At 67.2% G+C, this 12,388-nt stretch carries 14 protein-coding genes; 7 read left to right on the plus strand and 7 right to left on the minus strand.

Features of this window, described 5'->3' with window-relative positions; all coding sequences use genetic code 11:
• Positions 1 to 17: 17 nt before the first annotated feature.
• From JLDANKMP_RS13060 to JLDANKMP_RS13070, 3 genes are all read left to right on the plus strand, one after another.
• On the plus strand, positions 18 to 1,679 hold the full coding sequence (locus JLDANKMP_RS13060; RefSeq protein WP_212561345.1) for an amidohydrolase: 1,662 nt from the start codon (positions 18 to 20) through the stop codon (positions 1,677 to 1,679).
• A gap of 87 nt (positions 1,680 to 1,766) precedes the next feature.
• Positions 1,767 to 2,408 (plus strand): hydrolase, encoded by a 642-nt coding sequence (locus tag JLDANKMP_RS13065; RefSeq protein ID WP_212561346.1) that lies wholly within the window; start codon positions 1,767 to 1,769, stop codon positions 2,406 to 2,408.
• Between the two features lie 84 nt (positions 2,409 to 2,492).
• Positions 2,493 to 2,891 carry an OsmC family protein gene (locus JLDANKMP_RS13070; protein WP_005413631.1) on the plus strand — a complete coding sequence of 133 codons (399 nt, stop codon included), beginning with the start codon at positions 2,493 to 2,495 and terminating at the stop codon, positions 2,889 to 2,891.
• A 42-nt stretch (positions 2,892 to 2,933) separates the two neighbouring features.
• Here the strand turns inward: JLDANKMP_RS13070 and JLDANKMP_RS13075 are convergent, their stop codons facing one another.
• The 6 genes from JLDANKMP_RS13075 to JLDANKMP_RS13100 form a co-directional block, all read right to left on the minus strand.
• Positions 2,934 to 3,263, minus strand: a complete 330-nt coding sequence (locus JLDANKMP_RS13075) for a hypothetical protein (protein WP_212561347.1) — start codon at positions 3,261 to 3,263, stop codon at positions 2,934 to 2,936.
• Positions 3,264 to 3,360: 97 nt separating this feature from the next.
• Positions 3,361 to 5,106, minus strand: coding sequence for a putative porin (locus tag JLDANKMP_RS13080; protein ID WP_212561348.1), 1,746 nt, complete (start codon positions 5,104 to 5,106; stop codon positions 3,361 to 3,363).
• Positions 5,107 to 5,148: 42 nt separating this feature from the next.
• Positions 5,149 to 5,814, minus strand: a complete 666-nt coding sequence (locus tag JLDANKMP_RS13085; protein WP_059034588.1) for a cell envelope integrity protein TolA — start codon at positions 5,812 to 5,814, stop codon at positions 5,149 to 5,151.
• Positions 5,815 to 5,853: 39 nt separating this feature from the next.
• Positions 5,854 to 6,267, minus strand: coding sequence for a biopolymer transporter ExbD (locus JLDANKMP_RS13090; protein WP_005409874.1), 414 nt, complete (start codon positions 6,265 to 6,267; stop codon positions 5,854 to 5,856).
• A 10-nt stretch (positions 6,268 to 6,277) separates the two neighbouring features.
• Complete coding sequence (locus JLDANKMP_RS13095; protein WP_049454606.1) at positions 6,278 to 8,062, minus strand: MotA/TolQ/ExbB proton channel family protein; 1,785 nt, start codon at positions 8,060 to 8,062, stop codon at positions 6,278 to 6,280.
• 38 nt (positions 8,063 to 8,100) lie between these two features.
• Positions 8,101 to 9,717: a ShlB/FhaC/HecB family hemolysin secretion/activation protein gene (locus JLDANKMP_RS13100; protein ID WP_212561349.1), complete on the minus strand. Its 1,617-nt coding sequence runs from the start codon at positions 9,715 to 9,717 to the stop codon at positions 8,101 to 8,103.
• A gap of 201 nt (positions 9,718 to 9,918) precedes the next feature.
• Here JLDANKMP_RS13100 and JLDANKMP_RS13105 point away from each other — a divergent pair, with 201 nt between their 5' ends.
• Positions 9,919 to 10,254: a hypothetical protein gene (locus JLDANKMP_RS13105; protein ID WP_049396083.1), complete on the plus strand. Its 336-nt coding sequence runs from the start codon at positions 9,919 to 9,921 to the stop codon at positions 10,252 to 10,254.
• 130 nt (positions 10,255 to 10,384) lie between these two features.
• Here the strand turns inward: JLDANKMP_RS13105 and JLDANKMP_RS13110 are convergent, their stop codons facing one another.
• The gene (locus JLDANKMP_RS13110; protein ID WP_192576940.1) at positions 10,385 to 10,846 is read right to left on the minus strand and encodes a general secretion pathway protein; all 462 of its coding nucleotides are present in this window, start codon (positions 10,844 to 10,846) and stop codon (positions 10,385 to 10,387) included.
• Positions 10,847 to 10,949: 103 nt separating this feature from the next.
• On the opposite strand from JLDANKMP_RS13110, the gene gspH reads away from it, so the two are divergent.
• The 3 genes from gspH to JLDANKMP_RS13125 are packed head-to-tail and all read left to right on the plus strand — an operon-like array spanning position 10,950 to position 12,366.
• Positions 10,950 to 11,396, plus strand: coding sequence for a type II secretion system minor pseudopilin GspH (gspH, locus tag JLDANKMP_RS13115; protein WP_049470211.1), 447 nt, complete (start codon positions 10,950 to 10,952; stop codon positions 11,394 to 11,396).
• Positions 11,397 to 11,404: 8 nt separating this feature from the next.
• Positions 11,405 to 11,755: a type II secretion system minor pseudopilin GspI gene (gene gspI / locus JLDANKMP_RS13120; protein WP_249336910.1), complete on the plus strand. Its 351-nt coding sequence runs from the start codon at positions 11,405 to 11,407 to the stop codon at positions 11,753 to 11,755.
• Positions 11,752 to 12,366 carry a prepilin-type N-terminal cleavage/methylation domain-containing protein gene (locus JLDANKMP_RS13125; protein ID WP_212561351.1) on the plus strand — a complete coding sequence of 205 codons (615 nt, stop codon included), beginning with the start codon at positions 11,752 to 11,754 and terminating at the stop codon, positions 12,364 to 12,366. Before gspI ends, JLDANKMP_RS13125 begins: the two co-directional genes overlap by 4 nt.
• Positions 12,367 to 12,388 lie beyond the last annotated feature (22 nt).

A 12,388-nucleotide genomic window follows, 5' to 3' on the forward strand; every position in this document is an offset into this window, starting at 1 on the left:
CAGAGCGAGACACTTCCATGCGCGTACTGCTCCTCCTCTTCATGCTTGTGCTGCCAACCGTGGCGGCAGCGGCCGAGCCGGCCGACCTGGTGCTGCGCAATGGCCTGCTGTTGACCCAGGACAGCAATACGCCACGCGCCAGCGCGCTTGCCATCCGCGGCGAGCGAATCCTGGCGGTCGGCAGTGACCGCGCCATGCAACGTCATATCGGCCCCAGCACCCGGGTCATCGACCTGCAACGGCGCACCGTCGTTCCGGGCCTGATCGACACGCACATCCACGCAATCCGTGGCGGCCAGACGTTCACCTTCGAAACCTACTGGTTCGACGCTCCCACGCTGTCCGAGGCGCTGCAGCGGCTGCAGCGCGATGCCCAGCGCAAGCCTGACGGGCAATGGGCCGCCGTGGTCGGTGCGTGGCATCCCGAACAGTTCGCGGAGGGCCGGGCCCCGACCCGCGCCGAGCTCGATGCCGCCCTGCCGGACAGGCCGGTCTACGTGCAGCATCTGTACGACTACGCCCTGCTCAACCGTGCCGGCATCGCAGCGCTGGATCTGCAGGGCGAGCAGCCCCGCCTGCCCCCGGGCATCATCGTCGAGCGCGACAATGACGGACAGGCCACCGGCCGCCTGTCCGGTGGTATCGGTCCATTCAATGCACTGTTCGCGCAGATCAGTGCCAGCACCGATCACGAAAAGAGCCTGCGGACCTTCTTCGCTGCCCTCAACGCGCAGGGCGTGACCGGATTCATCGATCCGTCCGCCGGCCCACCATCGTCCTACGAACCCCTGTTCAAGCTACGCGACCAGGGCGGGCTGACGCTGCGCGCCGGCTACCGCATTCCGGCCGGCATCCACGGTGATGAAGCCGAGTGGTTCCGCAACGTGATGGCGTTCCGTCCGAACCGGCACGACGATGGCGACATCGCCTTCCTCGGCCTGGGTGAGAACCTGGTCACCGCCATGAACGACGGCGTCCTGATGGGGCCTGGCTTCGATCCGCCGGCCGAGGCCCGGCAGGAGCTGATCGAGGTCGCCCGGCTGGCCGCGGAGCGGCGCATCCCGCTGGAGATCCACGCATATACCGATGATGCCGCCGATGCCATCCTGGACGCCTTCGAGGTGGTGGCGCGCGATCATGACCTGCGGCCGCTGCGCTGGGCGATCGCGCACCTGAACACCGGGTCACAGCGGACGTTGCAGCGCATGGCCCGGCTCGGGCTGGCCTACAGCGTACAGATGGGACCGTACTTCGAAACCACCGCGATCCATGCCGCCAACACGGCACAGGTTGCGGCGTCCAGCGCCCCGGTGCGGGCCGCGATGGCGCTCGGCGTTCCGGTGGCGGGTGGCACCGACTCCACCCGCATCGGCGTGGCAGGCGTCTGGCAGGCCATCCAGTACCACGTTGACGGCCAGCCACCGGCAGGCGTGCGCCGCAGCGAGGACAACCTCATCACCCGCGATGCGGCACTGCGCCTGTTCACCCGCAATGCGGCCTGGCTGTCGTTTGCCGAAGACGAGCGCGGTTCTCTCACCGCGGGAAAGCTGGCTGATCTTGCTGTGCTCGACCAACCCTACCTGACCATGCCGGCCCGTCGCATCCACTCGCTGCGCTCGCTGCTCACCCTGGTCGGCGGCCGCATCGTCCACGACAGCGGCGCCCTGGACGCCGAATAGCCGCGTCCCCTGCCCTGCCATCCTGCCCCTGCCCGCCCCCGGGCATTCCCCCGCGGCCTCGCGCCGCTCCTGCAATGGAGACCCACCATGTCCAGTGAACCGATCCGCGACCCGGCCAGCGATCATCTGCTGACCCCGCAGAATTCCGCCTTCATCATCATCGACTACCAGCCGGTGCAGGTGAACTCCATCGCCTCGATGGACCGCCAGTTGCTGGTCAACAACATCGTCGGCACCGCCAAAGCCGCCGTCGCCTATGGTTTGCCGATCGTGCATTCGACGGTAAACGTCAAGACCGGCCTGAACAAGCCGCCGATTCCACAGCTGCGCAAGGTGCTGGGTGACTACCCCACCTACGACCGCACCACCATCAACTCCTGGGAGGACATCGAGTTCCGCAAGGCGGTGGAAGCCACCGGCCGCCGCAAGCTGATCATGACCGCGCTGTGGACCGAGGCGTGCCTGACTTTCCCGGCCCTGGATGCGTTGAAGGAAGGCTATGAGGTGTATGTGGTGGCCGACGCCGTCGGCGGTACCTCGCTGGCCGCGCACGATGCGGCACTGCGCCGCATCGAACAGGCCGGTGGCGAGCTGATCAGCGTGCCGCAGCTGTTCTGCGAGCTGCAGCGCGACTGGGCCCGTTCGGAAACGGTGCCGGCCTTCATGAACCTCTTCATTGAAACCGGTGGTACGGCAGGCATCCAGTTCTCGTACGATCGTACCGAGTGATTGGGTGGCGGCGCCGGTCCCGGCTGGCGCCGCCTTTTGGAGCAGTCGAGCATGGCTCGACGCCACAGATAGATGGAGAACGTGATGGCCTACGCACGCATTGTTTCAACCGCCGACAACTACCTGCACCACATCAGCAATGGCACATTCGCTGTGGATGCGGACGAGCCCGCCTCACTGGGCGGCCAGGGCAAGGGCTTCGCACCGTTCGACCTGTACCTGGCCTCGCTGGCGGCGTGCACCGCCATCACCCTGCGCATGTACGCGCAGCGCAAGGGCTGGGAACTGGGCGAGTTCCATGCCGAGCTGCGTTCGGAACGTGACGCGGATGGTCGCTTCCATGTGCACCGCGTGCTGCATGCCAGCGCCGAGCTGAGCGATGCGCAGTGGCAGCGGTTGCTGGAGGTGGTGGAAAAGACCCCGGTGACCCTGGTGATGCGCGAGGGTGCGCGCATCACCAGTGAGCGTGGGGCTGCAGCGTAACCCCATCCACGCATGGCGTGGATCTACTGTAGAGGCGAAAGCTCAGCGCCGTGAATGCAGCACGGTGCGCTGGCGCATCGCGTTGAATTCCTGCTCCACCTGCTGGATGTCTTCGGCCTGGAAACCGGCCGCTTCCAGCAGCTGGTCGGCGGCAGCGGCGGCCAGCGGATCATCGTCACGCTGGCGCCAGCAGCGCGCCGGCAGGAAATAGCCCACCTCGCTGCGCCCGCGCATGATCACCACCGGCCGGCCTGCATACAGCAGGAACTCGGCCAGGTGCTGGCGCAGGCCCTCGACGGAAACATAGGCCGGCCCAACACCCAGCATCTGGCTGGACGGTTCGGGACTCTCGAACAGCTTGCGACGGCTCATCCACTCCTCCTTTTGAACAACGCGTGGTCTCCTTTCCTTAGACGGGCGCATCGCTGCGCCCCCGCCACGCACTACGTGATCCGCATCACGCCGCCACTCAGAAGCCGGTGTTGAACTCCAGCTGGAACACGTCGATCGACAGCGGCGCACCGGACACTTCCTTGGCCGCCATCCACTTGCCGCTGATCCAGCTGCGCGCGTCCAGTGCGTAGGCACCGCCCACGTAGTAGCCGCGGGCGTTGGTACCGCCCAGGTGGAAGTTCGGATCGTTGTAGGCGTCCGGCAGCGCATCGGCCTCGATGTGCTTGTAGCCCAGCAGCGCCTGCCACTGACCCTTCTCCTTCAGCTCGGTGGCTCCGAAGGTGGCCTGCACCATCCAGGCGGTGTCGCCGCTGCGGAAGGTGTGGATGCTGGCGGTACCGCCGGCGCCGTAGTTGTTGACGATGCCGTTCTGGGCGCGACTGAACATGGCCTGCTTGTCGTAGGCCAGGTTGCGGATGTAATCGCCGTCCAGGCGCAGACCGACGCCCTGTGCCAGCTGCGTGTCCCAACGCAGGTTCAAGGTAGCCAGGCGGAAGGCCGAGGCCAGGCCGACATACTGCGGGGTCGGCGTGTTGGCCGGGTCCAGCGGATTGCGCGCGATGTCGCGGATCAGCATCAGGGTGTTGCCCTTCTGCATGAACGCCGGGCGCGACCAGTCGGTGTCACAGCCCACCGCACCCGCGTACAGGGCGCACGGTGAGGACAGGCGGCCGCTGATGTTCTTGAAGTCGTAGTAGCCCAATGCAGCGCGCAACGTATTCTCGTCATTGAAGCGCCAGTTCACACCTACCTGCGCACCGGACAGCCACTTGTTCTCATTCGGGGTCTTGACCCGGCTCTGGCTGGGCGAGCTGTCGGAGGTGTACTCCAGCGGCACCACCGCGAGGTTGCCGAACAGATCGAGATCCCCGCCGTTGAAGTCGTACTTCAGGTTCGCGGCCAGGCCATCGAAGTTGAGGTCGTTGGAGAACAGCGTGTCGCTGGTCCAGAACGGATTGCCGAAGCGGCCACCGCGCACCGTCACCCAGTCCGCCGGGCTGTAGGCCAGCCAGGCCTGGTCCAGCCACACGTCCTTCTTGCTCAGGCCGCCACCCAGCTGCTCGGTGGTCGACACCGGGCCATTGCTGCTCCCGCTGGCCAGGCGCACGCCGGCCGTGGTGTGCTGGCCAATGGTGGCCTCGATGCCCAGGCGGGCGCGGATGCGCCACAGGTTGCGGCGGTCCTGGCGGGTGTTCAGCAGCGGCGGCAGCTGCAGGTTGGTGTTGGTGTTGGTGTCGAAGCCGTTGCCGGAATTGATCGACGACCAGTTGCTCACGATGTCGCTGTTGCGCTCGGAGTAGAAGCGCGACTCGCTGCGCACACGCATGTCACCGGTGACCTTGATGCGCTTGGTCCACTCGGCCACTTCGTTGGGTGCCGCCCAGCCTTCCGATTTCGCCTGCGCCATCACGTCCTGGCGCACCTCATCACGGATGCCGTCGCGCACGCTCTGCGGCACGTAGGGCACGCGCACGTCACCGGCCTCCAGGGCCACGCCACCACTGGCGGCCGAGGGCGCGGCGACTGTACCGCGCTGGGCGGCCGCTGCTTCGGCCTCCGCCTGCACCAGCAGTGCCTGGCCGTCTTCGGGCTTCAGCGCACCACTGGCGATCAAGCCCTTGATCAGCTTGACCATGGTGGTTTCGGCGGCCATCGCACCGGCCGGGGCGGCCAGGCTGAGCAGCACGGCGCAGCACAGCAGCGCCCGTCGGGCCGGCCGCAGGCGGCGGGAGTCGGTTCGTGCGCGGACGTGGTCGTTCATCACGGTTCTCATCGAAAGAAGGGAAATCACGGAGGTCGGGAATCAGGCCCCGGGCCGGCGGCCCTGGATCAGCACGCGGGCGGGGAAATCGAGCGACGGCGGCGGTGCCTGGTCGACCTTGCCGATGCGTCGCAGCGCATCGAGCACGGCCGCGTCGGCCTCCTCGTTGCCACTGCCGCGCACCAGCTCGACCTTTTCCAGGCGGCCATCGTTGGCCAGCCACACATTCACCTGCAGCTGGAACGCCAGGCGCTTGACCTTGTCATCGCGCGAGATCGCCTGCTGCATCAGGTAGCCCAGGTAGCGGCCGTAGGTAGCGTTGCCGGCGCCACCACGGCCAACGCCGGACGAACCGCCGCCACTGCCGGACTGGATACCGAAGTTGTCACCACCGGCCTGCGCATCGGCATCCATCGTTACCGGGTCGGCATTGTCCGGAGTCGGGGTCGGCTCTTCGGCCGGCGTCGGCTGATCCAGCGGCTCCGGCTCGGGAATGGTCTCTTCCGGCGGCGTTTCGGGTTCCGGCGGCTTTTCCGGCGGTGGCGGCGGCGGCGGAGGGGGCGGCGGCAGCGCCAGCATCGGCGGCTGCACCACCGGCCGACGGGTACTGGCAGTGTCCCTGAACAGCATCCACCACACGGCGATGCCGAGCACCAGCAACGCGGCCAGCACCAGCGCGACGGTCACCAGCAACTGGCGACCGCGCATGCCGGGCTCCGGCCGAGGGGGTTGATGGGCCGTCATGCCTCAGCCCTGCGCCTTGCCGGTGACCAGGCCGACCTGGGCCAGCTCCAGCCGCCGCAGCAGGTCCAGCACCTCGACCACGCGGGCGTACTGCACCTGCGCATCACCGCGCACGATCACCGGGAAATCCGGCGTGGTCGCGCGCTCGGTGCGCAGCCGGTCTTCCAGTTCGGCCATCGTCACCGGGTAGGCATCCAGGAACACCTGTCCACTGGGGTCGATGGTGATCGCCTTGGTCTTCGGCTTCTCCAGCGCGACGCTGTTGCTGGCCTTCGGCAGGTTGACCTCGATGCCGGGGATGGAGGCGTTGCTGGTCAGGATGAAGATCACCAGCACCACCAGCAGCACGTCGACGAAGGGCGTCACGTTGATGCCCTTCTCGCGCTTCTTGATGCCGAACTTCGCCTTCTGGCCCATGGCGCGCCCCTCAGCCCTGGACCGCGGCCGGGCCGCGCCCGTCCTGCTCTTCGGCCAGGCGTGCGGCGAACTCGTCGATGAACACCGCCATGTCCGCGCCGATCGCTTCGGCACGCGCGCCCAGGTAGTTGTAGCCGAACAGCGCCGGGATCGCGACGCCGAGGCCGGCAGCGGTACACAGCAGCGCCGCCGCCATGCCGGGCGCCACGGAATTGATGTCCACCGCGCCAGCCATTGCCGCCACCACGAAGACCAGCATGATGCCGATCACGGTACCGAACAGGCCCACGTACGGCGCGCCTTCGATGGTGGTCGACAGCCAGTTCATGCGCCGGGCCATCGCTTCCTGCTCGCGCACCATCACCGCATCCATCGAGGCGCGGATCGCCGCAATGGTGGCACCACTGAGATAGCCACTATTGCCGTCGCGCTGGTGACGCTGCTGCATTTCATCGATGGCCACCTGGTAGATGCGCCACAGCGAACCGTCGTGCATCGCGGTGGGTGCCTTGCCCTGGCGGTCCATGTCGGACAGGGTGCGCAGCGGCACACCCGACAGCTTGCCGAAGCTCTCGGTGAACACTGCATTGGCCTTGCTGGTACGGCCGAAGTGCCGCCCCTTGGCGATCATGATCGCCCACGACAGCAGCATCATCAGGCCGAGGATGGCGACCACCACCCAGGCGTCGAACGGCATCGCCTTGAGGATGAAGGCGAAGTGGCTCTGCCCGGCGGACTGCTCGTCGGCGCCGTAGCTGATCAGGCGCGAGTCGGCGCCCTGCGCGGTGGCATCGGCCAGCAGCAGCGCGGCCGGACGTGCCACGCGCGAGATACGCAGCTCATCCAGCGCGCCTTCGAAGCTGGCCAGCGGCTGCACCGCGCCCGGCGCATCGGCGCCCACCACCGGCGCGGTGGTCAGCGCCGGCAGCTCGCCGCTCAGCTGGGCGACCACGCGGCCATTGAGGTACAACTGCAGTGCACCCTTCTCTGCGGTCAGCGCCACATGCGCCCACTGCCCTTCCGGAACCGGCTGCGCCGGCGTGCTGCGCTGGCCATTGAGCTGCACGAACGGGACCCGGTTTTCGATACCCAGCACCAGTTCGGACGCACCGTCGCGACGCGCGTAGATCGCCTGTGCAGCGTTGTTGCTGCCTGGCTTGATCCAGGCCGAAACAGTGAGCGGCGCGCCCGCCTCCTGCGCAAGCGATGCGCTGGCCGGCAGCGGCAGCGGGGCTGCACCCAACTGAACGCCGCGGCCGATCACCGAGCCTTCCGATGGCGGCACCACGGCACCGGCATTGTTGCCATAAGCGGTGGTGTCGCGTGCCGGCGCATTGGCCTCGGCGAAGTGGTAGACCAGCGTATAGTCCGGATCGAACACCTGCTGGCCGTTGCCGCTGGCGGGGGCCTTTTCATTGCCGTAGTACATCCAGATCGTCTGCGGTGCCGCAGCGCTGACCGCCGGCACGTCCACCCAGACCAGCGCCAGGCCCAGCTTGGGATCGAACTGTTCGATCTGGTGGGCCAGCACGGTGCGGCCATCACCCGAGACAAAGCGCAGGTCGTTGCCCGCATCCTGGGTGCCGTCGAAGCCGAAGTTGCCGGTGTGCAGGCGCAGCAGCAGCGGCGTGCGACCCGGATCACCGGCCAGGCCCGCGCCCTGCGGGCCGGCGTCGACAGTGATCGGCTTGCGGTACTTCCATTCGGCCTGCCACCAATTGGCATCGGCCGCAGCGGCCGGCAGCGCAACCAGCGCGGCCAGCAGCAACAACACTCGGGAAAGCAAACGGTCCATGCGAAGGGTCTCCGGAGAACGCATGTTCAAGGGAAGGGTCAGTAACTGGTGCTGATGTTGAAATGCAGGCGTGGGTCGTCCTTGCGCGTGACCGGGCCATCGGCGTAGGGCCAGGCGTAGTCCAGGCGCAGTTGCAGGTGTTCACCCAGGCGCAGCTGCGCGCCCAGGCCCACCGAGGCCAGGTTGTACTTGTCACGCTGTTCGGGCAGCGGCTGGCGCAGGCGCAGGTAGGCGGCATCGGCAAAGCTGTAGACGCGCAGATCCGTGCCGCTCCACGGCGACCATGCCGGGGTGCGCCATTCCAGGCTGGCCAGGCCGCCGTAATCGCCGATCGCCTCGGCCGACAGATAGCCGCGCACGGTGTACATGCCACCAGCGGCGAACTGCTCGGCCGACACCAGCGGCGCATCGGTCACCTGCAACGAGCCGCGTACATACCACTGCCAGTCGCTGCTGAACGTGTGCGTGTTGGCGACGTCCGCCTTGAACGCGACGAAACTCGGGTCTGCCCAGTAGCGCTTCTGCCCGAACCCGATGGCATCACTGCCATAGCCGAACAGACGACGGGTACCGGCCACCAGCTGCGTGTTGATACTCAACTGATCCTGCTCGCCCTGGCGCACACCGACAAACCCCAGGGTGATCGGCGCGTACTTCAGCGGCGTCTTCAGGCTCTCCTTGCCCATCTGCGTGTCTTCCTCGGTGTCCTTGAAGTCCACGCCGAGGCTGAGCTGGCGCCACCACTGGCTGCTGCCGGCCAGTCGATAGTTGAGCTTGAGACCGATCGAATGGCCGTTGCCGATCACATTGGTTCCGGTGCCGGTACCGACTTGTCCGCCCGCGTTCAGCACGCGGCTGTCGGACTTGTAGCCGGAGGCTTCCAGGCTCCACGGCGTGCCTTCGAACGGCATCGTGTACGAGGCCGAGAACACCTTGGCCTGCTTTGTATCTTCCGGCGCCAGGTACACGCCGATGTTGGCGCTGTGCCCCCGCTTCCACAGGTTGTCGTAGGCCAGCGACGCACTCAGCCGCAGCTTCTCGGTGTCGGCGCTGTGGTCGTTGTTGAGTGACGCGCTGGCACGCCACGGCGACTTCTCTTCGACCTGCAGGTCCACATCCATCGTGCCCGGCACCTGGCCTTCGCGCACCAGCGGCATCACCTGGCGACGCCCGCCCTCATTCAGTGCGGTCAGTTCCTTCTGCGCCTGGTCGAAGTCCGGCACCTTGCCCTCGGCAAGTGCCGGTACGCGTTCGCGGATGCGTTCGGGCGATTCGTGCTTCGTCCCCACGACCCGCAGCTGGCCAATCGGTGTCTGCTGTACCTTCAGCAGCACCACGCCACCGCTGACCTGCTGCTCGGGCAGCTCCACGTAGACCGACTGGTAGCCCGCCTGCTGGTACAGCGCATGGACGGCATCGCGTGCCTTCTCGACATCGGCCAGGGTCTTTCCCGGTCCGAGGAAGGGCTCGACCGCGCGTTCGATCTGGCGCGGATCGAGCACGGTGTTGCCGCGCACGATGTACTCATTGATGTTCACGCTGGGCGCGGGCGCCGCCTCCTGCGCGGACAGCGGCAGCGGCAGCGCCGCCAGGGCCAGCACCAGCGGATGCAGGCGCAGCGGGAGGCGGACAGCTCGGCACGGAACAGGAGTCATCGAAGGCATCGCGTCGTATCGAAGGAAAGGGCCATGGAGCGGCGCGTGGGTCTACCAACAGGACGTGTACGTCGCGTCAAAACCGCCAACAGTTTTGTGACAGCACTGTCATCTTTTGACGGCACCGCAACGCACGCAGGCGGACCCTGCCTTCTCCACACGTCTTCATTGCAGAACGTCGATTGCTGCGGAAGATTCGAGATGCGTGAATCATTGATGGTGGAACTGCGCGCTGCCCTCGCCCTTGCCTTGCTGCTGGTGTTGGCCCCGGTGCGCGCCGACGAGGCGAAGAAGCAGGAAGACGCCGCGCCCTGCATCGAAGTACAGGTCAATGGCGAGCGCATTCCGGCCTGGGACTGCCTGCAGCGCAAGTTGGCGCCGGCATCGAAAGCGGCGAAGTCACCGGCATTGCCTGAGGCCGAACGGCTGATGCGGCAGCCGGGCAACCAGCTGATGCAGTACAACCTCGAAGGCACGCGACAGCGCATGGGCGATGCCTTTGGTCGTTCGGTGGTACCGCAGCGTCCGGCGCGATGAGCCTGCGCGCCCGTAGGGCCGAGCCCACGCCTGGCAGGATTTGAAGGGTCGAGCTATCGCTCGGCAGGATTCTGTAGAGTCGAGCCAGGCTCGACTGTTCTTCCAGACGCAGCCGAGCGTAGGCTCGGCACTACGGTGCCGCGGGCACGATGCCATCGCTCGGCACCGGCGGCAGCTCAGGCACCGGCAGGCTGCGCAACTGCCCCGCCTGGTTCAGCTCCACCGCGTTGGCGCTGATGCTGGCGAGAACCGTGCAGGGCCCCAACCGCTGGCCCGGCGCGTAGGCTTCGGCAGGACGGCCATCCACCGAAAGCAGCGCCAGCGGCGCGTGGTCGCCGGCCATCACGCCCAGCACGACCACCTCGGTCTGCACCGCACCAGGGGACAGCAACCGCACCAGCGGCAGGCTGGCCACTGCATCGAACAGGGGGCGTGCAGGGGCCTCTGCGTGCGTTTCTCTGGCCGCCGCCGTCGGCGCCACCGCAGACAGGGTCACGCCCCAATAGGCCACCACCGCCAGCAGCAGCGTCGCCGCCAGCAGGGTCAACATGCGATTGCGATCCCAGCGCCTGCCATCCATGTTCCGCACCATCGCCACGTTCGTGTCTGCCCACGCTAGCAGCTGCCGCTGACGCTTTTGTTTCATCATGCGGGCCTACGCTGGCAGGCATCGACCTGGACAGGAGGCAACGTCGATGCAGCACGTGCCGCGTGGTTTCACCCTGCTGGAACTGATGGTGGTGCTGGTGATCATCGGCATCTGCACGGCGGGCATCGGCCTTGGCCTGGGCAGCCTGCTCGACCCCGCGCGCCAGCTGCGGCAGGAAGCTGAACGGCTGGCGCAGCGCCTGCAGGTGGCGCGCGACGAGGCGCGCATCGATGGCCGACCCCTGCGCTGGCAGGCCGACGCCGCCGGCTACCGCTTCAGCCGCCGCGAAGGCACCCGCTGGGTTGACCTGCAGCGCGATGACCTTCTGCGTCCGCAGCAATGGCAACCGGCGGGCATCGCGGTGCAACCGACCACGCCGATTGAACTGAGCCCGGAGTGGATCGGCGTGGCGTGGGAGCTGAGGCTGTCGTTGCAGGGCCGCCAGCTGCGTCTTCGTGATGATGGCAGCGGACAGTTGCAGGTCGTGCAGTGAAGCGGAACATGCGCGGGTTCACCCTGATCGAAGTGCTGATCGCATTGGCGATCGTTTCGATTGCGCTGGCGGCGGTGATGCGTTCGGTGGCGGTGGCGACCGATGATCAATCGCGCCTGCGCGACCGTCGGCTGGCACTGATGTGTGCGCAGGACCGCTGGCAGGAGCTGCGCCTGGCCGGGCAGCCGCCGCAGGATGCACGGCAGCGCTGCGTGCAGGGGCGCAGCAGTTTCCTGGTGCTGCAGCATATCGGCACAGGGAGTGACGGACAGCCGCAACTGGAACTCAGCGTGGTGGCCGAAGATGCACCGCGGCAATCGCTGGCGCGGATGCAGCTGCCGTGGACGGTGGCGCAATGAAGCATTCCGCAGCAGGTTTCACCCTGATCGAGGTGATGATCGCGATCACCATCATGGGCGTGCTGGCACTGATCTGCTGGCGTGCGCTGGACAGCGTGGCCAGCAGCGACCAACGCCTGCGCCGGGCCGATGCCGAGACCACGACGGCGCTGCGCGTGCTGCAGCAGTTCCAGCGCGACATCGAGATGCGTGCCGACGACGCGCTGATGAACGGCGCGGTGCGCCCGGCGGATCAGCCTCAGCGCCTGCTACCCCCTTCGCTGGTGAGCGAACGGCATCCGGATGGCAGCTTTGCGCTGGAAATCACCCGCAGCTTGGGCAGCGACGGGTTGCGCTGGCAACGTGTTCGCTGGTGGCGACAGGGAAGCACGCTGTGGCGGGCCAGTGGCGTTGCGACGGATCGCTACCCTTTGCCCGCACCGGATCCGTCAAAGGGGATCGCGGTGGCGCAGGATGTGCAGCGATTCGAGGTACGCGCCTGGCAGCCGGGCGCCGGGTGGGCGCTGCTGCCGAGCAAAGGCGAGGTGCTGCCGGCCACCGGGCTGGAACTGCGGTTGGGCCTGCGCGATGGGCGTGGGCCGTTGAGTTACCGGCGCGTGCTGGAGCTTTAGGATTCCTTCCAGGCAGAGCATC

The organism is Stenotrophomonas sp. PE591 (assembly GCF_018320795.1).
GTDB classification, from domain to species: Bacteria; Pseudomonadota; Gammaproteobacteria; order Xanthomonadales; family Xanthomonadaceae; genus Stenotrophomonas; species Stenotrophomonas maltophilia.